Consider the following 26,600-nt stretch of genomic DNA (forward strand, 5'->3'; position numbering starts at 1 on the left):
TGCATATATCCGGTGGGCACATGCAACTATTTAATCCATAGAAAACAAACTCGAACGCCAGCCTTCAGGCACGGGTCGCGGGCGCCGTGCCAGGCAGACCGCCCGCATGCAGCGGTGGCCCGCTGGCGCTGACCGCCGGGCGGCTGGCCTGAAAACTGTGCGCGCTGGCAATCGGCCAGTACAGGCGAAAGACCTTGGACTGCGCCTCGATCGGCCCCAGCAGCGCGCCGGGCTCGACCTGCAGGATCAGGTTGCTCAGCAGCCGCACCTCGGTGTCGGTCAGCCGGCGCACGATGTGGTGGGCATTGACCTCGCTCGGATGGTTCAGCCCGGCGGCCTGCACCAGTTCCTGCAGCGCATGCAGCGTGCTGCGGTGAAAGTTGCGCACCCGTTCGGCCTTGTCCGGTACCACCAGCGCCTGCTGGCGCAGCGGGTCCTGCGTGGTCACGCCGGTCGGGCAGCGGCCGGTGTGGCAGGTTTGCGCCTGGATGCAGCCCAGCGCCATCATGAAGCCACGCCCGGCGTTGCACCAGTCGGCGCCCAGCGCCATCAGGCGCACGATGTCGAAGGCGCTGGTGACCTTGCCGGCCGCGCCAATCGAGACGCGGCTGCGCAAATTGACACCAACCAGTGTGTTGTGCACCAGCAGCAGGCCTTCCTGCAGCGGCGCGCCGACATGGTCGCTGAATTCGAGCGGCGCCGCACCGGTGCCGCCCTCGGCACCATCGACGACGATGAAGTCCGGCGTGATGCCGGTCTCCAGCATCGCCTTGACGATGGCGAACCATTCCCACGGATGGCCGATGCACAGCTTGAAGCCGGTCGGCTTGCCGCCCGACAGGGTGCGCAGCCGGGCGATGAACCGCATCATCTCGACCGGCGTTGAAAACGCGCTGTGGCTGGCGGGCGAAATGCAGTCCTGGCCGACCGGCACGCCGCGCGCGGCCGCGATTTCTGCCGTCACCTTGGGGCCGGGCAGGATGCCGCCGTGGCCCGGCTTGGCGCCCTGGCTCATCTTCAGCTCGATCAGCTTGACCTGCGGGTCGGCGGCATTGGCGACGAAACGTTCTTCGCTGAAACTGCCGTCGTCGTTGCGGCAGCCAAAGTAGCCCGAGCCGATTTCCCAGATCAGGTCGCCCCCGTGGACCCGGTGGTGCGTCGAGATCGAGCCTTCGCCGGTGTCGTGCGCAAAGCCGCCCATCTTCGCGCCCTGGTTAAGCGCCAGGATGGCATTGGCCGACAGCGAACCAAAGCTCATGGCCGAGATGTTGAACACGCTGGCATGGTAGGGCTGGGTGCAGGGTTGGGCCGACACGCTGGGCTGGCCGGGCGAGCCGCCAATCCAGACGCGAAAGTCGTGTGTCGGCAACCTGGTCGGCACCATTGAATGGTTGACCCATTCGTAGCCCTGCCGGCCCACGTCCAGCTGCGTGCCGAACGGCCGGTTGTCGGGCTCACCCTTGGCCCGCTGATACACCAGCGAGCGCTGGGCGCGCGAGAACGGGGTGGCTTCGCTGTCACTCTCGAAGAAATACTGGCGGATTTCCGGGCGGATGTATTCCAACAAAAAACGCAGGTGGCCGATCACCGGGTAGTTGCGCAAAATCGCGTGCCGGGGCTGGCGCAGGTCGCGCAGTCCGAGCGCAGCCAACAAGGCGCAGGCCATCAAGGTCAGTGCCGCCAGCCAGCCGCCGTCCCACAGCGCCAGACGGGCCAGCGCCAGCAGCAGGCCGCACAAGGCCAGGCCAAGGGCAGCGTAACGGACGGGAATCGGGGTTTTCAAGCGCTGGGGCATAGGTAAATTTATGGGTGAGGCGCCCCTGGCGGGCGTAAAGGCGTAAAGGCTGACAGCGCAAAGGGCGCGGAAGCTACACTTTAATCATAAGAGCCTTGCCTAAGGCTCAGGACCGAACACCATGACACCCACCCCTGACCTTGACCCTTTGAAACCGCTGGACACGCCCTTTATGGAAACCGAGGCTTTTGACGAACTCGACGCCATTCTGGACGACCTGCGCAGCCGTTACGACGAAACGCCGCAGTGGGAATTTTGCGAAGGCTTCATGGCTGCCGTGATCTGCTCGCGCCGCCCGATTCCCGCCGACGAATACTTGGGCGTGTTGCTGGGCCTGCCGGTCGAGGGCGAGGAACCCGACGAGGACAGCGGCTCGTTTGCCAGCGAAGCGCAGCGTGAGCGCTTCGTGGCGCTGTGGGATCAGCGCTGGAACGAAGTTGCCACCGCGCTCGACGCCGAAGTCGATTCGCTCGAAGACGATGCCTGCTACCACCCTGAAGTCATGGACATTCGCGGCGTGGTGGCCGACCTGCCGCCCGAGGAACAGGCCGCGTTCGCCAAGGAAGACCTGCCCGCGTTCGCGCAGGTGTGGGCGCTGGGCTTCATGTTCGCGGTGGAAAGCTGGTCCGACGAATGGGCCGCCCCGCGCGACAAGGACGCCGCCAAGTGGCTCGACGGCGCGCTGCAGGCCGTCGTCGCCATGACCGAGGACGACACCGGCGCTTGCGAAATCTCGCCCCTGAGCGAGGAAGGCACGCCGAGCACCAGCATCGCCCGGCTGAATGCGTTCGGCGAGGCCATCTGGGCGGTGTACGACCTGCACGAACTGTGGAAAACCCTGGGCCCCAAGGTTGAAACGCTGCGCAAGGAAGCCACGCCGGGGCGCAACGAGCCGTGCTCCTGCGGCAGCGGAAAAAAATACAAGAAGTGCTGCGGGGCGTGACGCCAGGTTGAGGCGGCGTTTCGGGGGCTGCGGGATGTTGTGGCCGATGGTTAACCCCTTTATTAGGTCATTTGACCCATTGTTGTTGGCTGGTCTGGATTGCAAGCTCAAGGGGCAGTTTCTGACATGACGTGAAAACGCATTGCCAGAAGATTGAGCAGCTTCTTCATCAACCGCCAGGGAAAAAAATCATGCCATCCAACTCGCCAGGCTTTTTGCCAAATGTTCATGCGCCGTCCAACGAGCCGATCAACATCAATGAACCGGAATCGGTGAACTACTGGCTTACGGCCTTGCGCTGCAGCGAACTGGAGTTGCGCATGGCGGTGGCCGAGGTCGGAACGGGTGCGCGGGATGTCGGGACCGAACTGGGCCGGGCGCTATGACAGCGCGTTCGCAGATTTCCTCCGGCGTGCTCAATCTCCGGGTGGAGGAATCGTCGCCCGGACTTTTTTGCTGGATGGTCACGCAGCTGTCGGCGCAAGAGCAGGCCGGCGAGGTCTGCATCGACGCGTCGGACCATCCCTATCCTTCGCATGAAGCGGCGATGAGCGTGGGAACCGCTTGCCTGAAAGCCTACAGGACAGCGGCCGAAGGCCTGATGTCCATGCTTCCGTCAAGGCCCACCGCGCCGTTTTGAGCCCAGTGGGGCAGCTTGCTGAAGAACTGTGCTTCCCGAAAGTTGCGAGCCTTTGTAAAGGCAGCACCGCCAATCGGTGCTGTGCAAAGTCACTGGCTTTGCACAGCCATGAGATTTTTGCGTTGCCGGGGAGCAGGGCTCAACACTTGCCCGCTTGCAGGTAGTTGTCCAGGTTGACCCCCGCCTGACGCTTGACCATGGTGCGGAAAGACGGATTCCAGCCCAGCAGGATGCCGGGCAGCCCCAGTGCCTGACGCGACCAGGACCAGAAGTTGAAACGGTCGCGCTGGCGGGTGATCAAGCCCGAGTCGTTGAATTCAAAAACGCTCTCGACGACGTTGTGCACCTTGCGCCGGGCGGCGCTGAAACGGTAGTCGGATTCCCAGTGCGCCTTGCCCCGGCGGTCATCGGCTTGCAGGGCGTTGTAGCTGAGCTTCCAGTCCTCGCGATTTCTGGCCTGCGTGGCTTCGCACAGCATGCGCCACATGCCGCTGACCTGCGCGTGGCCGCTGAGGGAAAACACCTCGTCCTCGAACTGGACATCGGGCGCATAGCAGGCGGCCATGGCGTCGGCATCAAGGCGCGCGAAGGCGGCGTAGAAATGGTCGAGCCGGGTCTGGTTGGGATGCATGGTTTTCCTTGGGGCGAACTGCAGCGGGCGCGTGAAGAGTGTTTTTTTGACCGCCGTGGCGAACTCTAACCCAGTGGCCGGGCGCCTTGGCGGACCGCACTTTGCCGTTAATCGTTGTGCGCGCATTGACCGCCACTTGAACAGACGCCCCGATTTTTCTCTGCATGCACGACATGCTGGTCGGCGAACACCATCAGGCTGAGCGCCTCGGCTGTGTGACAAATAATTTTGACGCTATAAAAGATATAGCTGTTTACACTTGCGCCCTTTGGCCTGGAGGCTGATTTGATCTAAAATCATCGGCTTTTTCGCGCGCGCAATACATGTGCGCTTTCCCTTGATAGCCTGCGCGACCTGGCCAGCATCCAACGCGCCGGATTCAGATTTTCAACAAAAATCACCCCGATTTTTCGGGACAGTTGTGATCCATCCGGCACAGCCCCGGATTGCCCGCATTGATACTGAAAAGAGCCGAGAACCGAGCCATGGAGTTACGTGAAAAGCAGGGTTGGCCAAACACATTGATGGGGCTGGCCGCACGCCTGCCGTGGTGGTTGGGTCTGGCGCTGGCAGGGCTGACCTACCTGGGCCTGCACCACCTGGCGCAAAAACCGCTTGGCACCCTACAACTGGGGCAGTTGGGGGGCTTCGTCCTGTCGGCGGTAACGCACGGACTGGCGCTGGCGGGGCAATATCTGCTGCCGCTGTTTTTCGGCATTGGCGCGTTGTTGTCGGCCTTCCAGCGGGGCAAAGCCACGCGGCTGCATGCGGCGGCGGCCAGTCGCCCTGACGCCGTGGACAGCATGAACTGGCAGGAATTTGAAATCCTGGTGGGCGAATATTTCCGGCGCCAGGGTTACGGCGTGACGGACAACGGCGGTGGTGGCGCCGATGGCGGCGTGGACGTGGTGCTGCAAAGCGACGATGGCAGCCACCTGGTGCAATGCAAGCATTGGCGCGCCTTGCGGGTTGGCGTGCAGCCGGTCCGCGAGTTGTACGGCGTCATGGCGGCGCACGGCGCAACCAGCGGTTTTGTCGTCACCTCGGGGGAATTCACCGAGGACGCACAGCGCTTTGCCGACGGCCTGGCGCTGACGCTGATCAACGGATCTACCCTGCTGCGCGGCATCCGGGCACAGGCTGGCAGTGTCCTGGCAGCGGCAGCACCGGCCGACCTGTCCACGCCGGACTGCCCCGTGTGCGGCGCAGAGATGGTGCTCCGCCAGGCACGCAGCGGCGCCAATGCCGGCAAGCAGTTCTGGGGCTGCAGCCGCTATGCGCAAAACCATTGCCGGGGCACGCGGGAGTTGGATTGAAGCTTTGAAGGCGATGGTTGCACCATGCCAAACCAACACATTTTTTGAATAAGGTATGCGTTTTACCAAGTTCTGTTCACAGCCCCAACCCGCGAGAAAAGCCGACTGCCAGGGTCAACGCAACCGGCTTTGGTTTATTGCGCCCGCTGGCCGAAGCTGACAGCATAGGCAGGAAAACGTGCCTGCAGGATCGGATCGGCGGAAGCCTCGATACCGTCAGTCAGCGCTACCGGGTTGAACAACAGTGCTTTTTGTACCTTGACCTGGTCCTTGGCGGTGGTGGTCAGGCTGATGGTGCCAAGCTCCACCACTTTTCGGTCGGCCGGCCATGCAACCGTTGCGTCGTTGATCGTGTCGCCTTCTTGGGCCAGTTGCGCCAGCAGGCGGAATTTCGCCGGGCTTTTGGCGATACGCACGGGCAGTTCATCCATCAGGTAGTTGGGCAGTGCTTTTGCAGTGTCTTCTTTGCTCAAGGCATGCTCCCCCGCGACGGGAAGTATCTGGTAGCGCGCATAACGGCTGACGCCTTTGGCATTGGTGAATTTAAATGCATTGACCCCGTAGAAGGCCAGCGTTGCAAAGCTGTCGGGCGCCGGCCGTGGCGTACTGACCCATTTGGCCGCGGCAGGGTGGCTGGCAAGAAATTGCTCGACCGGCGTCGGTTTGGCAGCTGTCGGCCCACTTTGCGCATTCGCCTGCAAGAAGCTGAGAAAGTCTTCCGGTGTGGCAACAGGAAAGCTGTTGGCCGAAATGCTGACGATGTCCGTGCTGCTGCCATCGGGCAACTTGAAGCGGATGGCAATGCCATGCGGGCTGCCGTGCGGATCCGTGTCAGCCATCGTGGGCACGCCCGTGCCATTTGAAAAGCGCACCACCAGCGGTACGTCGTTGGTGCCGAAATGTGGCGCCCTGGACAGGGACGCGGCGGTCCTGGCCGGCGTGAAGTGCCCCTCCACGACAACGCCCTTGGCATGGTTCGCACGGTAGCCGGCGTGCGGTCCGCCTGACAGCTTGTTCAGCGCCTCCACCAGCGCGACCGGCAATGGCTTTTCGGGGGCCGGATTGTCTGCGGCAAAAGCCGTGGCAGACGCAGCAGCCAGTGCAACGGCCAGCAGTGCACCAGGCAGGTGACGAGCGATGGCGACAGGGGGGTAAAGGGAGTGTGTTGATTTCATATTTTTCCTATCAAAAAGGTGAAGGCAGGGATTTCAGCCTCAGCCCTCAGGCAGAGGCTGCTGCAGGTAGACCAAGAAGCGCTTGGCAGTGTTGGGAAATGGGTGCCGTCAACAGCAAAGCAGCCTTATTTGGACAGCCCGGCCCGGGACACGGCGGCAACGGTTTCAAGCAATGCGGCGCGCAGGTTTTGCAGGCTTTGCACCAGCGTCTGTCGCTGCGCTTGCGTGCATTGCGTGGCGCAGGCCACCTGGTCGTGAACCGCCTGCGCCTTGTGGCTCAACGCGGCGCCGCGGGCCGTCAGCGTGATCAGTACAGACCGGTCATCTTGCGGATTGCGCCGACGCAAAATCAGGTCAAGCGCAGTGAGTTTGCGTATCAAGGGGGTCAGCGTTCCGGAGTCAAGCGCCACGTGTTCGCAAAGCTGCCCCATGCTCAACTCGCGGTGCTCCCAAAGCGCCAGCATCACCAGGTACTGCGGGTAAGTAATGCCCAGCGTGACAAGCAAAGGCCGGTACACCTTGGTCATGGCCAGCGACGTGGAATACAACGCGAAACACAATTGTTGGTCCAGAGGCGGGCCAAAAGCCGCCAAATCGGCGTTTTTATCAACGTTTTCAGGTGAATTATTGGACATGAGCAGGTTGATAAAGAAACGTCAGAAAATTAAATAGTGAGAAAATTATTCTAATGTATCAAATCATATTTGATACGATATAAATTCTTAAACCATTCAGTGGCAAAGGCCAACAAGACACAAAGCAACGTGAACCAGGTTTTTTTCGGGACCTGCATCCCGTTGACAATTGACCGGAACTTGTACGGCTCTGCTTTTTTTCAACGCAAAATTTTTGCAGGCAAGTTGCTGCAACGTTAGTGCTTGCGCTTAGGCTGAACATACGCGGAATAATGCAGGGCTTGCGCGCTGCCACGCCGTTAATCCATCAAAATCCATTCAAGGAAAACCATGCCCACTTACCACGTCGAAATGCTTGAAGGCCGCACGCTGGAGCAAAAGAAAAAACTGGTCGAGGCGATCACCCGCGTCAGTGTCGAGGTGCTGGGCGGCGAGCCAGGCTCGGTTGATGTTCTGATCACCGACGTCAAGCCTCAAAACTGGGCCACGGGCGGCAAACTCTGGTCGGAACCCAGAGACTGATGCCCGGCAAGAACCGCATTTGAACCCCCTGCCCCCGCCATCGTCCATCGCCGCCCTGCAGGCGCGCTTTGGTTCGCGCTATCGCTGGCTGCTGCTGGTTTCCGTGATGGTCGGCATCATGGCGTCGATCATGTCGTCGACCATCGTCAATGTGGCGATTCCCGACATGAGCCATCACTTTTCGCTCGGCCAGGGCCGCGCGCAATGGGTCACCTCGGGCTTCATGGTCGCCATGACGGTGTCCATGCTGACCACGCCGTGGCTGCTGGCGCGCTACGGCTACCGCCGCACCTATGTTGGCAGCATGCTGCTGCTGATGGCCGGCGGCATCGGCGGCGGCCTGGCCAGCGACTTCACGCTGGTGCTGGCCGCGCGCGTCGCCGAAGGGGTGGCGGCCGGCGTGGTGCAACCCATAGCGGCGATCATCATCATGCGCGCCTTCGGCACGCACGAACAGGGTCGGGCCAGCGGGCTGTTCGGCATGGGTGTGGTGCTGGCGCCGGCGCTGGGGCCCAGCGTGGGCGGGGTGCTGGTGGATCTGTACGGCTGGCGTTCGATTTTCTTCATGGTCGTGCCGCTGTGCCTGCTGTCGCTGTGGATGGCCTGCCGCTATGTGCCGGACAGCGCGCCCGGCGGCGTGGTGGCAGACCGCAAAGGCGCAATGATCGACTGGCGCGGCATGCTGCTGGCGGGCACCGGCACGCTGTGCCTGCTCAACGGCATGGTGGCGCTGCAAGGCCAGGGCAGCCACCCGCTGCAGGCGGCCCTGCTGCTGGGCGCCGCGCTGGCGCTGCTGGCCGGCTTCATTGGCTGGCAGCGGCGCATGCAGGCGACCGGCCGGGAGCCGCTGATGAACCTGTCACTGTTCGGCAACCGGCCCTTCGCCATGGGCAGTGTGGTGGCTTTTATCTACGGCACGGCGCTGTTCGGCTCGACCTATCTGCTGCCGGTGTACATGCAGCTGGGCCTGAATTTGTCGGCTTCGCATGCCGGAGCGGTGCTGCTGCCCGCCGGCATCGTGCTGGCCGCGACGATTGCCATCGTCGGCCGCCTGGCCGACCGGCAGCCGACCTGGCTGCTGGTTACCACTGGCCTGGGGCTGCTGGCCGTGTCGTTCGCGCTGATGATGACGCTCACGCTGAGTTCGGCGCTGTGGCTGCTGGCGCTGTGGGCAACGCTGGGGCGCATCGGGCTGGGCTTTATTTTGCCATCGCTGAACCTGGGATCGCTGCGGCCGCTGCCCCGGGAACTGGTGTCGCAAGGCGCCAGCGCCATCAGCTTTGTGCGCATGCTGGGCGGCGCAATTGGCGTCAGCCTGTGCGGTATCGTGCTCGAATGGCGGCTGGCGGTGCATGGCGATTCGCTGGCGGTGGCCGCCAGCAGCCCGGCGCGGCTGGCCGCTTTCAATGAATCGTTTTTGATGCTGGCCGCGCTGTGCGTGGTCGCCATGGCGGCGTCGTCGCAGCTTCGCGTGTCGCCGCCTGCCCCTTCCACCGGAGACTAGACCATGTGCCAGCTGCTCGGCATGAACTGCAACGCGCCCACCGACGTGACCTTCAGCTTTCGCGGTTTCGCGCAGCGCGGCGGCCGCACCGACCACCATGCCGACGGCTGGGGCATCGCCTTTTTTGAAGGCGACAGCAGCGTGGACGGCGCAGGCCACGACAAGGGACTGCGGCATTTCGTCGACCACCTGCCAGCCTGCGAGTCGCCGGTGGCCGAGCTGATTGCCAGCTACCCGATCAAGAGCCGCAACGTGATTGCGCACATCCGCAAGGCGACACAGGGCCGCGTGGCGCTGGAAAACTGCCACCCTTTTGTGCGCGAGCTGTGGGGCCGCTACTGGGTGTTTGCGCACAACGGCAATCTGGCCGATTTTTCACCGCGCCTGCACGGCAGCTTTCGGCCGGTGGGCACGACCGACAGCGAGCACGCCTTTTGCTGGATCATGCAGGAGCTGGCCAAGTCGCACGCCGACGTTCCCAGCGTGCGGGAATTGAGCATCACCCTGCGAGAGCTGGCAGCCCGGGCGGCAAAACACGGCACCTTCAATTTCCTGCTGAGCAATGGCCAGGCGCTCTGGGCGCATGCCTCGTCCAACCCCGGCTCACCGATCCTGTACTACGTTGAGCGCCGCCACCCGTTCGCTCATGCCACGCTCAGCGACGAAGACGTGAGCGTGAACTTTCAGGAACACACCCAGCCCACCGACCGGGTGGCCGTGGTGGTGACAGCGCCCCTCACCACCAACGAAACCTGGACCGCGTTTGCGCCGGGTGAACTCAAGGTGTTTGAAAACGGCGCGCTGCTGGCAGACGCCTGAACGCTGCGGTAGCCGGGTTCAGGCCGCCAGCGCCGCTTCCAGCGCGTCGATGAACATTGCCGCCACGTCAAAACCCATCTGGTCGTGGATTTCCTGGAAGCAGGTCGGGCTGGTGACATTGATTTCCGTCACACAGTCGCCAATCACGTCGATGCCGGCCAGCAGCAAGCCGCGCGCCGCCAGGATCGGTCCCAGTGCCTCGGCGATCTCGAAGTCGCGCTTTGACAGCGGTTGCGCCACGCCCAGGCCGCCTGCCGCCAGGTTGCCGCGCACCTCGCTGCCCTGCGGAATGCGCGCCAGGCTGAACGGCACGGCCTTGCCGCCAATCACCAGCACGCGCTTGTCGCCCTTGACGATCTCGGGCAGAAATTTCTGCACCATCACGCTTTCGGCACCGTTCTTGTTCAGGGTTTCGATGATGCTGCCCAGGTTCAGGCCGTCGGCCTTGACCCGGAAAATGCCCATGCCGCCCATGCCATCCAGCGGCTTGAGGATGATGTCCTGGTGCTCGGCATGAAAACGCTTGATGTCGGCGGCGTCGCGCGTCACCAGCGTCGGGCCGATGAACTGAGCAAACTCCATGATGGCGAGTTTTTCCGGGTGGTCGCGCAGTGCGCGCGGCTTGTTGAAGACCCTGGCGCCTTCGCGCTCGGCCTGCTCCAGCAGGTGGGTGCTGTAGATGTATTCACTGTCGAACGGCGGGTCCTTGCGCATGATGACGCAGCCAACGTCTTTCAGCGGCTGCGGCCGCTCGTTCGGATGCTGCTGCTCGGCGGTGAACCAGTCCAGCGCATCGCCGGTGAGAACGATGTCGCGCACGAAGGCGGTCACCGGCGTGCCTTGCTGCCACATGATGTCCTTGGGCTCGCAGGCGCTGAGGGTGTGGCCGCGCCGCTGCGCCTCGCGCATCATGGCGAAGGTGGTGTCCTTGTAGATCTTGAAGGATTCGAGCGGATCGGCAATAAAAAGAATGTTCATGGAATGGGAGGGGACCTGGTGGTGCGGGTTGGGTGGCGCCGGGCGGGGCGTGAACGGCGAGGGTTGATGCGTATTGTTGTACAAACCGCACGGCTGCGCCGGATGCCGTGTTCGCCTGGATTTTCGATGGCCCCCCGCCCGGGTCAACCCGGCAACAGCGGGACACTATGAAAAAAGGAGCAGCCAGCACATGCTGGTATTGCGCAAACCCCTTATTTGGCTCAAATCTCGATCTTGCTGCCGAGTTCCACAACCGAGTTGTTTGGCAGATTCAAAAAGTCGGCCGCGCCGCTGGCGTTATGGTGCATCTGCGCAAACAGCTTTTCGCGCCAAGGGGCCATGCCGGTGCCAAGGGTCGGAACCACGGTGTCGCGCGACAAAAAGTAGCTGGTCTTCATCGGCTCCAGCTGGCAGCCCCGGTTTTTGATCTGCTGCAGCGCCTTGGGCAGGTCCAGGTCGTTCTTGAAGCCGTAGTGGACATTGACCTGCCAGCAGTCGTGGCCCAGCGACTCTACTTCCAGCCGCTTGCTCATGCCAATCCACGGCACCTCGTGGTTCACCACGGTGACAAACAGGTTTTGGTCGTGCAGCACCTTGTTGTGCTTGAGGTTGTGCAGCATGGCGTTGGGCACGATGCCCGGCTCGGCGGTCATGAAGACGGCAGTGCCCTCGACCCGCACGGGTGGGCTGACAAACACCGCATCCAGAAAACTCGGCAGGTCAATCGAGTCGGCGCGCAGTTTGTCGATGAGCAGTTGGCGCCCGCGCTTCCAGGTCGACATGACGGTGTACAACACAGCCGCCAGCACCAGCGGAAACCAGCCGCCATGCAGGATTTTGAGCGAATTGGAGGCAAAAAACGCCACATCCACCATGAAGAAAAACCCGGTGGACGCGATGCACAACCACAGCGGATAGCCCCAGCCGTGGCGCACGACAAAAAACGTGAGCAGCGTGGTGATGACCATTACCAGACTCACGGAAATGCCGTAGGCCGCCGCCAGCGCGCTTGACGAGCCAAACAAGACGACCGCCATGACCACGCCGGCCAGCAGCATCCAGTTCACGGCAGGGATATAAATCTGGCCCGTGTCGCGGATCGAGGTGTGAAGAATCGTGAGGCGCGGCAGGAAGCCCATCTGAATGGTCTGCTTGGCCGCAGAAAAGGCGCCCGAAATCAGCGCTTGCGAAGCAATCACGGTGGCGGCGGTTGCCAGTACCACCATCGGGATCAGCGCCCAGTCGGGCGTCATCAGGTAAAACGGGTTTTCTGCCGCCTGGGGGTTCGCCAGCACCAGCGCGCCCTGGCCGAAATAGTTGAGTATCAATGACGGCATCACCAGGCCAAACCAGGCCAGCCGGATGGGCGTCTTGCCGAAATGCCCCATGTCGGCATACAGCGCCTCGGCGCCGGTCACGCACAAAAACACCGCGCCCAGCGTGATGAAGGCAATGGCGTAGTGCTGGCTTGCAAAGCGCAGCGCATGCACCGGCAGCACCGCCACCAGCACCTGGGGGTTCTGCGCGATCTGCATCAGCCCGGTCAAGGCAATGACGAGAAACCAGACCACGGTGATCGGGCCGAAGAACTTGCCGATGTCTGCGGTGCCCCGGCGCTGCACCGCAAACAGCATCACCAGCACCACCAGCGAAATCAGCACCACGTAGGGCTTGGCGGCAGGCGTCAGTATCTCCAGGCCCTCCACGGCGGACAGCACGGAGATGGCCGGGGTGATGATGCCATCGCCAAAAAACAGCGCCACGCCAAACACACCGATCATCAACAAAGCGCCGCGCAGTCGCGGCTGGTCTGTCACCGACTGCGAGGCCAGCGCCAGCAAGGCCATCAGCCCGCCTTCGCCGTGGTTGTCGGCACGCATGATCAGCACGACATACTTGACAGAAACAACGATCGTCAGCGTCCAGAAAAACAGGGAAAGGACGCCCAGGATGTTGGCCTCTGTGATCGGCACATGCCCGCTCGCAAAAACCTCTTTGAAGGCGTACAGGACGCTGGTTCCGATGTCGCCATAGACGACACCAATGGCACCCAAAGTAAGGGCTCCGAGGGATGATTTTTTATTGGACATTCAACTTTTCGACTTCTTGAGCGTTAACCGCAAAGCGGACCCGGCAGCGATTCAGCGATGGCAGAGAACGCAATTCCATGTAGACACGCTGGATTGCCATTTGTAAAACCAGCCTGAAACCCAGACTTGTCTGGATTTTGTTGCAACGCAGCATCCTATGATGCGGCAAATTGTGTTCCTGCCTGCAGGCCGGATAAAGGAAGTTGTTGAATACCAGAGCGGCTCAGAATCGGCAGGAGCTGCGCCAGGAAGGCTCAGATCTCTATCTTGCTGCCCAGTTCGACCACCGAATTATTCGGCAAATTCAGAAAATCCGCTGCGCCGCTGGCGTTATGGTGCATTTGGGCAAACAGCTTTTCACGCCAGGCGGCCATGCCGCTGCCAATGGTCGGAATCACCGTGTCGCGCGACAAAAAGTAGCTGGTCGTCATCGGCTCCAGCTGGCAGCCCCGGTTCCTGATCTGCTGCAGCGCCTTGGGCAGGTCCAGGTCGTTCTTGAAGCCGTAGTGGACATTGACCTGCCAGCAGTCGTGGCCCAGCGACTCCACTTCCAGCCGCTTGTTCATGCCAATCCATGGCACCTCGTGGTTGCGCACCGTGACAAACACGTTCTGCGCATGCAGCACCTTGTTGTGCTTGAGGTTGTGCAGCAGGGCGTTGGGGACGATGCCCGGCTCGGCGGTCATGAAGACGGCGGTGCCATCGACCCGCAAAGGCGGGTTGATGAACACGGCGTCCAGGAAACTTGGCAGGTCAATCGCGTCGGCGCGCAGCTTTTCGTTCAGGATGCGCCGGCCTTCCTTCCAGGTGATCATCAGCGTGAACACGATGCCGCCGATCACCAGCGGAAACCAGCCGCCGGCAAACAGCTTCATCAGGTTGGAGGCAAAAAACGCAAAGTCCACGACGAAAAACACGCTGGTCGCCGCAATGCACAGCGCCAGCGGGTATTTCCAGCCATAGCGAATGACGTAGAAGGTCAGGATCGTGGTGATCAGCATGTCGGTGCAAACCGCAATGCCGTAGGCCGCCGCCAGATTGCTCGACGAGCGGAACATCACCACCGCCAGCACGATGGTGACAAACAGCGCCCAGTTGACGAAGGGCATGTAGATCTGGCCGGTGTCGCGCACGCTGGTGTGCTCGATGCGCAGGCGGGGCAGGTAGCCCATCTGGATGGCCTGCTTGGTGACGCTGAAGGCGCCGGTAATCAGCGCCTGCGAGGCAATCACCGTGGCCAGCGTGGCCAGCACAACCAGCGGCACCAGCGCCCAGTCGGGCGCCATCAGGTAGAACGGATTCTTGACCGCTTCCGGATTGCTCAGCAGCAGCGCGCCCTGGCCGAAGTAGTTCAGCACCAGCGACGGCATGACCACCGAAAACCAGGCCAGCCGGATCGGTTTCTTGCCGAAGTGGCCGAGGTCGGCGTACAGCGCTTCGGCGCCGGTCACGCATAACACCACTGCGCCCAGGATGATGAAAGTGGTGCCGGGGTTCTCCCAGATGAACATCAAGGCGTAATAGGGATTGATGGCCAGCAGGATCTCGGGGTGGGTGACGATCTGGGACACGCCCAGAATCGCCAGCACCGCGAACCAGACAATGGTGATGGGGCCAAAGAACTTGCCGATGCCGGCCGTGCCGTGCTTTTGCAGCGCAAACAGGCCGAACAAAATGACCAGGGTGGTCGGAATCACCGCCCGGGTGAAGTTGGGCGAAATCACTTCCAGCCCTTCGACCGCCGACAGCACGGAAATGGCCGGGGTGATGACGCCGTCGCCGTAGAACAGCGAGGTACCAAAAATACCGACCAGCAGCAGCACACGGCGCAACTTTGGCTTGTCCTGCACGGCGGTGGAAGCCAGCGCCAGCATGGCGATCAGCCCGCCTTCGCCGTGGTTGTCGGCGCGCAGCACCAGCGTGACGTACTTCAGGGAAACGATGACCGTCAGCGTCCAGAAGAAGATCGACAGGATGCCGTAGACGTTGTGCGGGGTGAAATGAACATGCCCGGAGCCAAAGACTTCCTTCATGGCATACAGCACACTGGTGCCGATGTCGCCATAGACAACGCCAATGGCGCCCACGGTGAGCACGGCAAGCGATGATTTTTGACTTGTCACAAAAACTGCCCGCCTTGGAAAAAGGACTGGATTCGAGCACTACCAGGGGATGTCATGGCTTATGAAAGGCTTGTCGAAGGGACCGCCATTTTGCACGCACACCATGGGCATGGACGCATGCGAACACCTGCAACCAGTGGAAACACTGGTTTTGTTGCACCGGAACAACTTGCCCGAACACAGCCTGCCTGAGCGCAGGCTCAGTCGTAAACCTCGGCATCCGGGTCGGTCGCTTCCAGCTCGTAGCTGGCAGCCAGCATGGCCAGCCGGGCCACCACGCCGTACATGTAGAAGCGGTTCGGGCTGCTGGAGCCGGGCTTTTCACCGTTTTGCGGCAGCCGGCCACTGTCTGAAAACGCCAGCGGCTCGTAGCGCGCACCGGGCGCGTTGAGGTTTTCGTCCACGCCGCGCTCGGCATTCACCCGGTAAAAGCCGCCGACCACGTAGCGGTCCATCATGTAGACCACCGGCTCGGCCACCGCATCGTTGATGCGCTCGTTGGTCAGCACGCCTTCCTGGATGATGATTTCAACCGGCGGCATGCCGTCGCGGGCCGCGCCGGACCTGGCTTTGGCCTTGCGTCCGAGCGCTTCAAGCTCCTTGGCGTCATGCACGGTGATGACACCCAGGCCCGAGGTCCCGTTGTCGGGCTTGACCATGACGAACGACTTTTCGTTGATGCCGTATTCCTTGTACTTGCGCTTGATGCGCGACAGCAGCGCATCGACATGCGTGCTCAGGCACTCCATGCCGAGGCCCTGGGACAGGTCAACGTCTTCGCATTGCGCAAACATCGGATTGATCAGCCACGGGTCAATCCCCAGCAGCTTGCCAAAGCGTTTGGAAATCTCTTCGTAGGCCTTGAAATGGTTCGACTTGCGGCGCACCGACCAGCCGGCGTGCAGCGGCGGCAGCAGGTACTGCTCGTGCAGGTCTTCCAGCATGCCGGGCGTGCCGGCCGACAGGTCGTTGTTGAGCAGGATGGTGCAGGGATCGAAGTCTTTCAGCCCCAGCCGGCGGTCGGTGCGAATCAGCGGCTCCAGCACCAGGCTTTCGCCGTCGGGCAGCTGCACCGTGGTCGGCTCCGTGATGTCCGGGTTAAGCGAGCCAAAACGCACATTCAGGCCGGCCTGGTAAAAAACCTGCTTGAGCTGCAGCACGTTGGCCAGATAAGACGGGTTGCGCGAACCGTGTTCGGGCACCACCAGCAGGTTGCGCGCTTCAGGGCAGATTTTTTCAATTGCGGCCATGGCCGCCTGCACTGCCAGCGTCATCATCTGCGGCGTCAGGTGGTTCCAGCCGCCCGGAAACAGGTTGGTGTCTACAGGGGCAAGCTTGAAACCGGCATTGCGGATATCGACCGAACTGTAGAACGGCGGCGTGTGCTCCATCCATTCAAGACGGAACCAGCGCTCGATGGCCGGTGTCGTGTCCAGGATGCGCTGCTCAAGCTCGTTGATGGGGCCGGTCAGGGCGGTGATGAGGTGCGGAACCATGCGGCCACTTTCGATGGGGGATATCGTTATCTTGTTCTGTGACCCCGAATTCTAGGGCTTATGAATCTCATCGCCACAGCCGGACTAACATAAGCGCCAATGGCCTACATGCCGCCCGGGCATGCAGGCCGCCGAGTTCCGGTGTTCGGGCGCTTTAGCTTCGGATCTCGCCCTGTCCCAGAACCACGTACTTCAGCGAGGTCAGGCCTTCAATGCCGACCGGACCGCGCGCATGGAACTTGTCGGTGCTGATGCCGATTTCAGCGCCCAGCCCGTATTCGAATCCGTCGGCAAAGCGGGTGCTGGCGTTGACCATGACACTGGCCGAATCGACCTCGCGCAGGAATTGCTGGGCATGCAGGTGGTCGCGCGTCAGGATCGCATCGGTGTGGTGGCTGGAATAGCGGTTGATGTGCGCAATGGCTTCGTCCACGCCGCCGACCACCTTGATGCTGATGACTGGCGCCAGGTATTCCTCGTACCAGTCTTGTTCGGTGGCCAGCACGATATTTGCGACCGAAACAATAGCTGCTTGCGTCCGCAAAATATGCGCAGAAGCTTCATCACAGCGCATTTCCACGCCTTTGGCGGCGTAAATCGCCCCGATCAGCGGCAGAAATTCAGCCGCCACGCCGCGCGCCACCAGCAAGCCCTCGGTCGCGTTGCAGGGGCTGTATTTTTGCGTCTTGGCGTTGTCGGCAATGTTCACCGCCATGGCAATGTCGCACGGGTCATCGACATACACATGGCAGTTGCCGTCCAGGTGCTTGATGACCGGCACCCTGGCGTCGCGGCTGATGCGCTCGATCAGTCCCTTGCCGCCGCGCGGAATGATGACATCGACAAACGCCGGCATGGCGATGAGCATGCCGACGGCTTCGCGGTCGGTGGTCGGCACCAGTTGCACCGCGTCCGCCGGCAGACCACTTTCCATCAGTGCCTGCTGCACCAGCGCCGCCAGCGCCTTGTTCGACTCGATGGCCTCTGATCCACCGCGCAGGATGCAGGCGTTGCCGCTCTTGATCGCCAGCGATGCGGCTTCAATCGTCACGTTCGGCCGGCTTTCGTAAATCATGCCGAACACGCCAATCGGCACGCGCATCTGGCCCACGCGAATGCCGCTGGGCTGCTCTTTCATCCCGATGATCTCGCCAATGATGTCGGGCATGGCGGCCAGTTGCTCGCAGCCCAGCGCCACGGTTTCGAGGTCCTTGACGCCCAGCTTGAGCCGGTCGAGCAGCGGCCCGGCCAGTCCGCCGGCAGCGGCCCGGTCCAGGTCGCGCTGGTTGGCCGATTTCAGTTCGGCCAGGTTTTGCCGCAGCAATTTGGCCAATCCGAGAAGCGCTCTGTTTTTAATAGCTGCAGGCGCCCGCGCCACTTGCGCGGAAGCCATTTTTGCCTTGGAACCCATGGCTTGCATGAGGTTTAGCAATTCGCTGGCTGGGGTGATGTCGTTGGAAAGGGTGGACGCGTTCATGGCCGCCATTTTGCCTGCTTGAAGGGGTGTGGGCTCACCCGCACCGTAGCGCGCCCGTACACAGCGTCATCCGCAAGTACCCAAATGGCCGCACTGGGTGCAGTAGTCGCAGCCGTCCTTGCGGATCACGGCATGGGCGCCGCATTCGCTGCATTTCTTGCCGGCCATGACGGGCGGTGCCAGATTGGAGGCGACCTGCACAGGTTCGGCCGGTGACATGCGCACGGCAACATGGGCGGCGCGGCGGGTGATGATGTTCTGCACCGCATAGGCAATGGCCGCCACCTCGGAGTCGTGCCACAGCGGCACGCGCGGGCCGTCGGCTTTTTCGTAGGTGCCCAGCCGCACCGGCCCACGGTCCCAGGCGACCTTGCGCATGTCGCTGAGGGCCCGCTCCAGAAAGCCGCCACGCGCCGCCAGCGACAGCATGCGCATGCTCGACGTGATCCATTGCTGCGATTCGCCGCTCTGCCCCACCGGCATGAAGAACTCGATGGCGCGGTCCACCATGCCTGCGCCATGGGCGGCGGGCACGGGCAAAAAGGACACCACGATGTACAGCGTCTTGTGGCCTTCCTGCGTCCAGTATTCAACCTTTTCTGCCACCGCAGACAGTGCGCCCTTGGGCCGGCTTTCGATCACCGTGCGCATCGGGTCCACTGGCGCGGCAGCCACTTCGGCTGCAGGCACCGCCTCGGGGCTGGCATGAACTTCAAGCACCGCGCCCAAAATGGCATTCGGCCGGTAGGTCGCCAGGCCCTTGAGCCCGGCGCGCCAGGCCTGGTGGTACAGGCTCTTGAAGTCGTCGTAGGCGCAGTCGGCCGGCACGTTGACCGTCTTGGAAATGGCCGTGTCGATGAAGGGCTGCACCGCCTGCATCATGGCAATGTGGCTGGTGGCGGACATCTCCAGCGCCGAGACGAAATAGTCGGGCAACTGTTCCATGTTGCCGCCCAGTTCGCGGTACAGCCGCCAGGCGTGGTCCTCGACCGCGTACTCGGTGGTGCTGCCGTCGGACTCGCGTTTCTTGCGCTTGTACATCCACGAAAACGCCGGCTCGATGCCGTTGGAGGCGTTGTCGGCAAACGCCAAGCTGACGGTGCCGGTCGGCGCAATCGACAACAGGTGGCTGTTGCGGATACCACTGGCGCGAATCGCCTGCTGCAGCTCGGCCGGCAGCCGGCTGGCAAACGTGCCGGTGGCCAGGTAACCGTCGGCGTGGAACTTGGCAAACGCGCCCTTTTCCTGCGCCAGCGCAACCGACGCGGCGTAGGCCGCATCGCGCAGGCGTTCGGCGATGCGGGCCGCCATGTCGCGGCCTTCCGGGGCGTCGTAGCGCAGGCGCAGCATCGTCAGCGCATTGCCCAGGCCGGTAAACCCCACGCCAATCCGGCGCTTGGCGCTGGATTCGGCCTGCTGCTGCGGCAGCGGCCAGAAGGTCACTTCCAGCACGTTGTCAAGCGCCCGCACCTGCGTCGCGACCGAGGCTTCAAAGGCCTCGAAGTCGAACACCGGCTCGCCGTCGAAGCCGAACGGATGGCGCACGAAGCGCGTCAGGATGATGGGGCCGAGGTCGCAGCAGCCGTAGGGCGGAAGGGGTTGCTCGCCGCATGGATTCGTCGCCGCAATCGACTCGCAGTAGCGCAGGTTGTTATCTAGATTGATGTTGTCCAGGAACAAGATGCCCGGCTCGGCAAAGTCATAGGCCGACTTCATCACCGTGTCCCACAGCTCGCGCGCTGCCACGGTCTGGTAAACCCACAGGCCGTCGGCACGCTGGAAGGCGCCTTTGGCAATCAGGCCCGCGCCGGGCTTGGCCTTGTGCACCAGCTCCCACGGCTGGTCGTCGTTCAGCGCCTGCATGAAGCCGTCCGACATGCCGACCGACACATTGAAGTTGTTCCAGCGGCCGGGCGTGCGCTTGGCGGTGATGAACTCCATCACATCCGGGTGGTCGATGCGCAGCACGCCCATCTGCGCGCCGCGCCGGGCACCGGCGCTTTCCACCGTCGAGCACGACTGGTCGAACACGTTGATATAACTGCACGGCCCGGAGGCCATCGACGACGTGCCCTTGACTTCGGCGTTGCGCGGGCGGATGCGCGAAAAGTCGTAACCCACGCCCCCGCCTCGCCGCATGGTTTCGGCGGCTTCGCGCAGCGCCTCGTAAATACCGGGGTAGCCGCCGTCATCGACACCCTGGATGCAGTCGCCTACCGGCTGGACGAAGCAGTTGATCAAGGTGGCCTGGATGGCCGTGCCCGCCGCGCTCATGATGCGGCCCGCGCCAATAGCGCCGGCATGCAGGTTCTCTAAAAACAGCGCCTCGTGCTTTTCGCGCTCGGCGGGCAACTCGACCGACGCCAGCGCCCGCGCCACGCGCCGGTACACGTCTTCCAGGCCGCTTTCACCGGGCTTGAGGTATTTTTCCTTCAGCACGTCGTGGCTGATGGGCTGGGTGGCGGTCAGGTCTTGCGGCCGGCCGAAATGTTCACGCTTCATGGGTGTGTTCCTTGGGCAAAAGGCAGAAGGCCGCGCGGTGCATATCGCCCGCAGCCCTGCAAATTCAGGTTCTGACGCAAGCCGCACCGGTCAAAAGCCGGCCGCTGCGCAGACCGCAAGAATAGACCTTTTTTACCGATGCGCTGGTCGAAGGGTGGGCGCTGACCTGCAGATTCAAGTGCATTCCTGATGCAGCGCAGCCATGCGCCGGATGAATGCCCCGGACCTGATCCGGCGATCCGCAATCCATGTTCCCTGCTGGCAAGAAGACATGGTTCCTGGCTGCTGAAAAGCGGGCTGAGCAGTTGCATTCTCAAGATCAAATAGAGACTTGGCGCTTACTGCTGTTGTGCTAACAGCTATTTATTCAATAGCGCTTTTGTTTGAATTCCTGTGCGGATACATACCGCCAAAAACTGTTGCGCCTCAATTGCCCGATTGTGCAGTTGCAATTGCCTTGCAGGTTCAAGGCGTGCACATCGAAAAACCACCGCATTGACAACACTGGCACGTCCCGCGCCATAAGGCATGGGCCATGCCAGAAAGTGACTCACGCCAAATCAGTGACTGAAGGCGGCCTGAAGATCGCGTTGGTTGGGGGCGCTGCCACCTTGCAGCATGAGCATGAGCAAGATGCGTGCTTTTTGGGGTGACAGGTCATCGGCCATCACGGCGCCCGCGTCGGCCAGCGTTTTTCCGCCGCCTTCAAAACCATAGTTGGGCAGCACACGCCCTGTCGGTACGCGCGTCGAAATGACGACCGGGACATTTTTCGACAAGGCATATTTCACCGCATTGAACATGGGAATGTTCACGTTGCCCCAGCCCAGCGCCTGGATGACCAGCCCCTTGGCGCCGTTGTCAACGGCGGAGCGGACCAGTTTGCCGTCGGCGCCACCGTACATCGCGACAATTTCGACATCAGGCATCTTGTCAGTGCGGATTGGGATGTGCAGCCGGCGCAAGGGCGCGCGCGCGAAAGTGACCCGGTCGTAGTCCACCACCCCAAGAAAACCGAATTCGCCAGACTTGAAGGTTTCAACACTGGAGGTGTGGGTTTTGGTGGCTTCGCGGGCGGCATTGATCTGGCTGTTCATGGCCAGCAAAACCCCCTTGGACCTGGCCTGCGGCTCGACCGCGATGCGCACGGCATTGATCAGGTTGTGCGGGCCGTCAAAATCCGACTCGGATGCGTTGCGCTGCGCGCCAATCAGCACCACCGGCTTGTCCGAGTTGACCGTCAGATCGAGCCAATACGCTGTTTCTTCCAGGGTATCGGTGCCATGCGAGACGATGACGCCGGCCACTTCCGGGCGCGCCAGCGATGCCTGAACTGCCTTGGTAAGCTGGATCCAGCGCGGCGGGTCCATGTAATCGGAAGGCACATTGGAAATGTTGTTGACCTCCACTTTTGCGTACTTGGCAACCTCTGGCACGGTGGCCAGCAGGTCTTCGCCCGAGATGGCCGGCACAGGTGCTTTTTTGACCGGATCAATCTTCATGGCGATCGTGCCGCCGGTGGCGATCAACGCCACCACGGGCTGTTGTGGCTGGGCAATGGCCGCTGCCGACACCAGCAGCGCAAACCCTGCCAGTTTGAATTTCAAAGTACGCATAAGTCCTTTCGTTGATGAGATTTCTTGAAATCCGGTGCTTGAAAACAGGCAGATTTTTCAGGATCGAAGTGCAGTCTACCCCGCAAGTGCGCTATTCAGCCCTGCCGTCTATTGCTATTTTATTTATAGCGAATTATGTTTGCTCTATGTCAGTCAGCCTTTTAGTAATGCGGCTTTATCGGGCACGCCTTCATAGGCCGCACGAATGCCGCCGCACTGGCCGTGGCCGCAGACCATGATACGTTCGACCTTAAGGCTCAGCACGGCGTATTCAATCGCTGCCGTGGTGCCGTGCAAACCGTGTGATCCGCCGTAAGGGCGAATGAAGGCGCCCATGTTGCGCACAATGAACAGCTCGCCCGACCCGGCGCCAATCATCAGATAGGGCTCCAGGCGCGAGTCCGAGCAGACGGTGAACGCCAGCATGCTGACGATCAGCACCGACCAAACTTTTCTGGAATTGTTCAGCTCGGACGCCATGTTGATCTGTTGGGACATGGCATGACTGTCGGTTTTTCGCGGGTTTTTGAACATCCTCGGTTGGAACGCAACCGGACCGCACAAGAACAATAGACAGGCTCTTGTAACATGTACCTGCAGATTGGTCGTTCAGTCCGTCATGTTGCACCTGACCCATCGCCGAGTTTTCACAAGGTAATTTCCCCATGTCTTTCATCCCTCAGCTTGTGAAAATCAGCGCCTGTTCACTTGCCTTGATGGTCTCGGCGATCCCGGCGGTTTCTGTGGCGTCAGCTGCCTTGCCCGAAGGCCCCGCCGGAGATGCCTTTTACACGCCGCCGCCTGCACTGCCTGCCGGCAAGCGCGGTTCACCCCTTTACGCCCGCGCGCTTGAGGGCACGATGCGCCTGCCCAGTGCGGCCAAAAACACCCTGCTGCTGTACCGCTCCCTTGACGACAAGGGGCGTCCCACCCTGGTTTCGGGCACGGTGTCGATTCCGCGAGGCCAAGCGCCCGCAGGCGGCTGGCCCGTGATCAGCTGGACGCATGGCGCCACCGGTTTGAACGAAATCTGCGCACCTTCGCGCGATACGGACAAGGGGCCGGAACATCCCTACATCAAGGCCATCAGCCATTTGCTCGACAATTTCGTCAAGAACGGCTATGCCGTGGTCGCCACCGACTACCAGGGCCTGGGCGTTGCGGACTTTCATCCTTTCCTGCAAGGCAGGCCGAATGCGCGCAACGCGCTCGACCTGCTGCGTGCCGCCCGCACACTGGAGCCACGCATCGGCAAACGGTACGCGGTCATGGGCCATTCCCAGGGCGGTCAGGCTGACCTGTTCGCGGCGGCACAGGGGCCGTCTTATGTGCCCGAGTTCAAACTGGTTGGCAATGTCGCATTTGCACCGGAATCGCAAATCGCCGGCCGCCTCAGGGCCGTCATGGCTTCGGACAAAACCGAGCGGTCGCTGCCCCACGTGCTGTATGTGCTGCAGTCTTATTCAAAGACCGATCCGTCGATCAATCTGGCCCGCATTCTGACGCCCGAGGCCATTGCGCATCTGCCGGACCTGCACGAGCAATGCATGACCCATGCGCTGACCACCGGCTATTGGGCCAGTGCGATTGCCAAAGACCAGTTCGTGTCCAAGCCGGATTTGACAAAATTCCTGAAACTGGGTGCCCGCAATGAACCCGGCACCTTGAAAATTTCCGTTCCCACCCTGGTCGTGCAGGGATCGGCCGACGTCACCGTGTTGCCCGGCACCACCGACCTGCTGACCCGGCAACTGTGCGCCAAGAAAAATGTCCTGCGCTACAAGGTATTTGCTGAAGCCGGCCATGAAGGCGCGATGCTGTCCGGCCAGGCCACGGCGCTGGAATGGGTAGACGCCCGCTTTGCCGGAAAAGCCGCCATCAATGACTGCAGCGCATTGCCTGCAGCGGCCAGGCGCTAAGCCCGGACGGGCTGGCAAACCTCACCACTGAACGCCATCCACCGTCCAGCGTCTTGAGCGGCCCGGTTCCTGGTCCGCCTTCAGTAGGTTTGAGTCGGCCAAGTGCTTGATTTTGATAAGTATTTACCCTAGTTTTTGCTTCAGCATCTATGATACGGTCCAATGCTTTTTGTATACAAAGCAGAATACAAAACGGTCAAAAAATCAAACACGGCGCTCGGCGTGCCGGGTCAACGGACCCGGAGCAACAACCGCTCAAAGGACACAGGCATGCAATCGAACAACGACAACGCTCTAAAACCGGTTACCCAGCAGGAAAAGTCGTGGGGCTGGTTTGCCATCTTCAACGTCTGGGCCAACGACATCCAGTCCCTGTTTGGCTACAGCCTGGTGGCGTCTTTGTTTATTTCCTTTGGCGTCAGCGGCTGGACTGCATTTGCCGCCTTGATCACGGCAGGCCTGTTTGTCATGTTCATGGTCAACCTGTCAGGCGCGGCAGGCGAACGCTACGGTATTTCGTATCCGGTATTTGCCCGCGCCAGCATGGGAACAGCGGGCGCCAAGCTGCCGGCCATTTTGCGCGCCGTCGTTGCCGTGTTTTGGTACGGTGCGCAGGTTTACTTCGCATCAACCGCTTTGTCGCTGTTGATCAAGACCCTCACCGGCGCCGAATCCAGCGCGATGTTTTTGGGCTTGAGCGGCATCGACTGGGTGGCCTTCCTGTTCGTCTGGGCGTTTCACATCTTTATCTTCTGGCGCGGCATGAACTGGGTTGAAGGTTTCCTGAACCTGGCGGGTCCGTTTGTGTATGTCGTGATGATTGGCCTGGTGGTGGCGCTGTGGTCCAAGTCGGACGGCCAGTTGCTTTCAGCCGCGCAAACCATTTTTGCCAACCCCAAAGCCACCTGGAAGACCGAGATGTCCGGCTTTATCGCCATTTTTGGCACCATGGTGGCTTACTTCGCGGCGGTGATGGTCAACTTCAGCGACTTTTCCCGCTACGCCAAAGACAAACAAGCCATGGTCAAGGGCAACCTCATGGGCTTGCCGCTGAACATGATCCTGTTCTCTGCCCTGGCCTTGCTGACAACCGCTGGCGCCGCCGTCGTCTACGGTGAAGCCATCACCAACCCGACTGAAATCGTGGAGCGTGCCGACAGCGTGTTCTTCAGCATCGTCGCAGCCATCACGTTCTTTGCCGCCACCGTGGGCATCAACCTGGTCGCCAACTTCATTCCAGCGGTCAACGGCATTGCCAACCTGTCACCCTCAACGATCAGCTTTCGCAAAGCGGGCTTGATCACTTCAGGCTTCGCACTGGTCATTGGTGGCTTGTGGACAGCCGTGATCAGCCAGATCGGCATTGGCGGCTTTGTCAACACGCTGGGCGCAACCCTGGCGCCGCTGTTCGGCATCTTGATTGTTGACTACTACGTGGTGCGCAAACAGGAAATCAGCCAGCAAGACCTCTACAACATGGAAGGCGGCCGGTACCACTACAAAAACGGCTGGCACGACAACGCCGTCATTGCCTTCGCCATCGGCGCCGTTTTCTCGGTGGCTGCTGTGTGGGTGCCGGTGCTGAGCGACCTGTCTGGCTACGCCTGGATTATTGGCGCGGCATTGGGCGGCATCATTTACTACGCGCGCACCAGAAACATGAAGCTTGCCTGAGCCACAGCGCAAAACCACCGGCCGGTGGCGACAGTACAAGGCGCCCGCCATGGCAGGGCGCACTTGTCATTCGGAGGTAAACCGCCATTGTGGTTGCACCATGGCAAAAATGGCGCAAAGAATGCACGCAGGCAACCTCCCCGGCTTGAAGAAATTATGCCTTGGCATGCGACATTCTGGGCGTTCGGGCAGAGCCAGGCGCCAGCAAAACCGGTGCCTGGCCAGGTTCTATCGGCGTCAATGTCCCATGAATGCGTTAACGCCCGGCTGCTTTTTCGCCAAGGCGCCCTCTTGCGGACGTCATGCGCCCTGAAGCCGGCACCACCACGCCCGCCTTGCCGAGCCCGAAGGGCGGCATGTTGACATAGACCGACTCGAAGCAGCCGGGCGAAATGGCATAGGTTTCATGCCAGATGCCGACCGCGCCATTCGTGCCCACAGCCTGGTTGAACGCCTTCCACGCCGGCAGATGCCCGGCTTCGCGGTTGGTGGCGTAGGCCAGCAGTTGCTCCATCGAGCGCCAGTACTGGACCATCAGCAGCGTGCGCGAAAACCAGCTTTCGGAATGCAGCAAGCCGAGTTCGGGCTGGCGCGTCAGCTCCTCGATCATGCGCGGCATCGCAGCGGCCACCGGCAGCCATTGATGCACCCGCCAGGGTTGGTTGATGCGCATGCCGATGAGAAACACGACAAACTCCCCGGGCAGTTCGGCGGTGACGCGTTCACGGATGAGCATATTTTCGCT

General features: G+C 61.6%; 22 protein-coding genes and 1 pseudogene. 10 read left to right on the top strand and 13 right to left on the bottom strand.

All coding sequences use genetic code 11. From position 1 onward, the window contains the following. Positions 1-64 precede the first annotated feature (64 nt). Entirely contained in the window at positions 65-1,795 is a 1,731-nt protein-coding gene (locus IWX87_RS14765; protein WP_196864294.1) for an FMN-binding glutamate synthase family protein, read from the bottom strand. A gap of 121 nt (positions 1,796-1,916) precedes the next feature. On the opposite strand from IWX87_RS14765, the gene IWX87_RS14770 reads away from it, so the two are divergent. The 3 genes from IWX87_RS14770 (at position 1,917) to IWX87_RS14780 (ending at position 3,378) form a co-directional block, all read left to right on the top strand. Further along, entirely contained in the window at positions 1,917-2,738 is an 822-nt protein-coding gene (locus tag IWX87_RS14770; protein ID WP_196864295.1) for a UPF0149 family protein, read from the top strand. Between the two features lie 191 nt (positions 2,739-2,929). Then, the gene (locus IWX87_RS14775; RefSeq protein WP_196864296.1) at positions 2,930-3,124 is read left to right on the top strand and encodes a DUF3606 domain-containing protein; all 195 of its coding nucleotides are present in this window, start codon (positions 2,930-2,932) and stop codon (positions 3,122-3,124) included. Then, positions 3,121-3,378: a hypothetical protein gene (locus IWX87_RS14780; protein WP_196864297.1), complete on the top strand. Its 258-nt coding sequence runs from the start codon at positions 3,121-3,123 to the stop codon at positions 3,376-3,378. The genes IWX87_RS14775 and IWX87_RS14780 overlap by 4 nt, the downstream gene beginning before the upstream one ends. Before the next feature lie 139 nt (positions 3,379-3,517). Here the strand turns inward: IWX87_RS14780 and IWX87_RS14785 are convergent, their stop codons facing one another. Continuing rightward, positions 3,518-4,009 carry a nuclear transport factor 2 family protein gene (locus tag IWX87_RS14785; protein ID WP_196864298.1) on the bottom strand — a complete coding sequence of 164 codons (492 nt, stop codon included), beginning with the start codon at positions 4,007-4,009 and terminating at the stop codon, positions 3,518-3,520. A 485-nt stretch (positions 4,010-4,494) separates the two neighbouring features. Between IWX87_RS14785 and IWX87_RS14790 the strand changes: the two genes are divergently transcribed. Further along, entirely contained in the window at positions 4,495-5,325 is an 831-nt protein-coding gene (locus tag IWX87_RS14790) for a restriction endonuclease (protein WP_196864299.1), read from the top strand. Positions 5,326-5,459: 134 nt separating this feature from the next. On the opposite strand, the gene IWX87_RS14795 is transcribed toward IWX87_RS14790, so the two are convergent. Further along, positions 5,460-6,500 (bottom strand): catalase family peroxidase, encoded by a 1,041-nt coding sequence (locus IWX87_RS14795; RefSeq protein WP_196864300.1) that lies wholly within the window; start codon positions 6,498-6,500, stop codon positions 5,460-5,462. Between the two features lie 125 nt (positions 6,501-6,625). Next, on the bottom strand, positions 6,626-7,135 hold the full coding sequence (locus tag IWX87_RS14800; RefSeq protein ID WP_196864301.1) for a MarR family winged helix-turn-helix transcriptional regulator: 510 nt from the start codon (positions 7,133-7,135) through the stop codon (positions 6,626-6,628). Between the two features lie 330 nt (positions 7,136-7,465). Between IWX87_RS14800 and IWX87_RS14805 the strand changes: the two genes are divergently transcribed. Genes IWX87_RS14805 through IWX87_RS14815 form a run of 3 tightly spaced genes read left to right on the top strand, consistent with a single transcriptional unit; the run spans position 7,466 to position 9,980 of the window. Continuing rightward, entirely contained in the window at positions 7,466-7,657 is a 192-nt protein-coding gene (locus IWX87_RS14805; protein WP_196864302.1) for a 4-oxalocrotonate tautomerase, read from the top strand. 19 nt (positions 7,658-7,676) lie between these two features. Next, complete coding sequence (locus tag IWX87_RS14810; protein ID WP_231374822.1) at positions 7,677-9,161, top strand: DHA2 family efflux MFS transporter permease subunit; 1,485 nt, start codon at positions 7,677-7,679, stop codon at positions 9,159-9,161. 3 nt (positions 9,162-9,164) lie between these two features. Next, positions 9,165-9,980, top strand: a complete 816-nt coding sequence (locus IWX87_RS14815; RefSeq protein WP_196864303.1) for a class II glutamine amidotransferase — start codon at positions 9,165-9,167, stop codon at positions 9,978-9,980. Positions 9,981-9,998: 18 nt separating this feature from the next. Here IWX87_RS14815 and gshB read toward each other — a convergent pair whose 3' ends face one another. The 6 genes from gshB to IWX87_RS14845 form a co-directional block, all read right to left on the bottom strand. Continuing rightward, the gene (gshB, locus tag IWX87_RS14820) at positions 9,999-10,958 is read right to left on the bottom strand and encodes a glutathione synthase (RefSeq protein ID WP_196864304.1); all 960 of its coding nucleotides are present in this window, start codon (positions 10,956-10,958) and stop codon (positions 9,999-10,001) included. 221 nt (positions 10,959-11,179) lie between these two features. After that, positions 11,180-13,048, bottom strand: coding sequence for a potassium transporter Kup (locus IWX87_RS14825; RefSeq protein ID WP_196864305.1), 1,869 nt, complete (start codon positions 13,046-13,048; stop codon positions 11,180-11,182). A gap of 254 nt (positions 13,049-13,302) precedes the next feature. Beyond that, complete coding sequence (locus tag IWX87_RS14830; protein WP_196864306.1) at positions 13,303-15,171, bottom strand: potassium transporter Kup; 1,869 nt, start codon at positions 15,169-15,171, stop codon at positions 13,303-13,305. 200 nt (positions 15,172-15,371) lie between these two features. Further along, positions 15,372-16,667 (bottom strand): glutamate--cysteine ligase, encoded by a 1,296-nt coding sequence (gshA, locus tag IWX87_RS14835; protein WP_196864307.1) that lies wholly within the window; start codon positions 16,665-16,667, stop codon positions 15,372-15,374. A gap of 154 nt (positions 16,668-16,821) precedes the next feature. Continuing rightward, a complete protein-coding gene (locus IWX87_RS14840; protein ID WP_231374825.1) occupies positions 16,822-18,087 on the bottom strand; it encodes a glutamate-5-semialdehyde dehydrogenase in 1,266 nt (421 codons plus the stop codon). A 123-nt stretch (positions 18,088-18,210) separates the two neighbouring features. Next, positions 18,211-20,646 carry an adenosylcobalamin-dependent ribonucleoside-diphosphate reductase gene (locus IWX87_RS14845; protein ID WP_196864309.1) on the bottom strand — a complete coding sequence of 812 codons (2,436 nt, stop codon included), beginning with the start codon at positions 20,644-20,646 and terminating at the stop codon, positions 18,211-18,213. 331 nt (positions 20,647-20,977) lie between these two features. On the opposite strand from IWX87_RS14845, the gene IWX87_RS14850 reads away from it, so the two are divergent. After that, on the top strand, positions 20,978-21,145 hold the full coding sequence (locus IWX87_RS14850; protein ID WP_196864310.1) for a hypothetical protein: 168 nt from the start codon (positions 20,978-20,980) through the stop codon (positions 21,143-21,145). 61 nt (positions 21,146-21,206) lie between these two features. On the opposite strand, the gene IWX87_RS14855 is transcribed toward IWX87_RS14850, so the two are convergent. Together IWX87_RS14855 and IWX87_RS14860 are read right to left on the bottom strand one after the other, a co-directional pair. Further along, positions 21,207-22,262: an asparaginase gene (locus IWX87_RS14855; protein WP_196864311.1), complete on the bottom strand. Its 1,056-nt coding sequence runs from the start codon at positions 22,260-22,262 to the stop codon at positions 21,207-21,209. 159 nt (positions 22,263-22,421) lie between these two features. Then, positions 22,422-22,679: pseudogene (locus tag IWX87_RS14860) on the bottom strand (carbonic anhydrase); the annotation flags it as partial. A gap of 248 nt (positions 22,680-22,927) precedes the next feature. Here IWX87_RS14860 and IWX87_RS14865 point away from each other — a divergent pair. Then, on the top strand, positions 22,928-24,181 hold the full coding sequence (locus IWX87_RS14865; RefSeq protein ID WP_196864312.1) for an alpha/beta fold hydrolase: 1,254 nt from the start codon (positions 22,928-22,930) through the stop codon (positions 24,179-24,181). A gap of 270 nt (positions 24,182-24,451) precedes the next feature. Next, the gene (locus IWX87_RS14870; RefSeq protein WP_196864313.1) at positions 24,452-25,855 is read left to right on the top strand and encodes an NCS1 family nucleobase:cation symporter-1; all 1,404 of its coding nucleotides are present in this window, start codon (positions 24,452-24,454) and stop codon (positions 25,853-25,855) included. A 256-nt stretch (positions 25,856-26,111) separates the two neighbouring features. On the opposite strand, the gene IWX87_RS14875 is transcribed toward IWX87_RS14870, so the two are convergent. Next, the gene (locus IWX87_RS14875; protein ID WP_196864314.1) at positions 26,112-26,591 is read right to left on the bottom strand and encodes a DUF4188 domain-containing protein; all 480 of its coding nucleotides are present in this window, start codon (positions 26,589-26,591) and stop codon (positions 26,112-26,114) included. Positions 26,592-26,600: the final 9 nt, after the last annotated feature.

Origin of the sequence: Polaromonas sp. CG_9.7 (assembly GCF_015752205.1) — a bacterium.
GTDB lineage: Bacteria > Pseudomonadota > Gammaproteobacteria > Burkholderiales > Burkholderiaceae_C > Polaromonas.

Excerpts from the sequence above, each read along its gene's own strand:
- IWX87_RS14765 (WP_196864294.1), bottom strand. The coding sequence starts at position 1,795 with ATGCCCCAGCGCTTGAAAACCCCGATTCCCGTCCGTTACGCTGCCCTT.
- IWX87_RS14770 (WP_196864295.1), top strand. The coding sequence starts at position 1,917 with ATGACACCCACCCCTGACCTTGACCCTTTGAAACCGCTGGACACGCCC.
- IWX87_RS14775 (WP_196864296.1), top strand. The coding sequence starts at position 2,930 with ATGCCATCCAACTCGCCAGGCTTTTTGCCAAATGTTCATGCGCCGTCC.
- IWX87_RS14780 (WP_196864297.1), top strand. The coding sequence starts at position 3,121 with ATGACAGCGCGTTCGCAGATTTCCTCCGGCGTGCTCAATCTCCGGGTG.
- IWX87_RS14785 (WP_196864298.1), bottom strand. The coding sequence starts at position 4,009 with ATGCATCCCAACCAGACCCGGCTCGACCATTTCTACGCCGCCTTCGCG.
- IWX87_RS14790 (WP_196864299.1), top strand. The coding sequence starts at position 4,495 with ATGGAGTTACGTGAAAAGCAGGGTTGGCCAAACACATTGATGGGGCTG.
- IWX87_RS14795 (WP_196864300.1), bottom strand. The coding sequence starts at position 6,500 with ATGAAATCAACACACTCCCTTTACCCCCCTGTCGCCATCGCTCGTCAC.
- IWX87_RS14800 (WP_196864301.1), bottom strand. The coding sequence starts at position 7,135 with ATGTCCAATAATTCACCTGAAAACGTTGATAAAAACGCCGATTTGGCG.
- IWX87_RS14805 (WP_196864302.1), top strand. The coding sequence starts at position 7,466 with ATGCCCACTTACCACGTCGAAATGCTTGAAGGCCGCACGCTGGAGCAA.
- IWX87_RS14815 (WP_196864303.1), top strand. The coding sequence starts at position 9,165 with ATGTGCCAGCTGCTCGGCATGAACTGCAACGCGCCCACCGACGTGACC.
- gshB (WP_196864304.1), bottom strand. The coding sequence starts at position 10,958 with ATGAACATTCTTTTTATTGCCGATCCGCTCGAATCCTTCAAGATCTAC.
- IWX87_RS14825 (WP_196864305.1), bottom strand. The coding sequence starts at position 13,048 with ATGTCCAATAAAAAATCATCCCTCGGAGCCCTTACTTTGGGTGCCATT.
- gshA (WP_196864307.1), bottom strand. The coding sequence starts at position 16,667 with ATGGTTCCGCACCTCATCACCGCCCTGACCGGCCCCATCAACGAGCTT.
- IWX87_RS14840 (WP_231374825.1), bottom strand. The coding sequence starts at position 18,087 with ATGCAAGCCATGGGTTCCAAGGCAAAAATGGCTTCCGCGCAAGTGGCG.
- IWX87_RS14845 (WP_196864309.1), bottom strand. The coding sequence starts at position 20,646 with ATGAAGCGTGAACATTTCGGCCGGCCGCAAGACCTGACCGCCACCCAG.
- IWX87_RS14855 (WP_196864311.1), bottom strand. The coding sequence starts at position 22,262 with ATGCGTACTTTGAAATTCAAACTGGCAGGGTTTGCGCTGCTGGTGTCG.
- IWX87_RS14865 (WP_196864312.1), top strand. The coding sequence starts at position 22,928 with ATGTCTTTCATCCCTCAGCTTGTGAAAATCAGCGCCTGTTCACTTGCC.
- IWX87_RS14870 (WP_196864313.1), top strand. The coding sequence starts at position 24,452 with ATGCAATCGAACAACGACAACGCTCTAAAACCGGTTACCCAGCAGGAA.
- IWX87_RS14875 (WP_196864314.1), bottom strand. The coding sequence starts at position 26,591 with ATGCTCATCCGTGAACGCGTCACCGCCGAACTGCCCGGGGAGTTTGTC.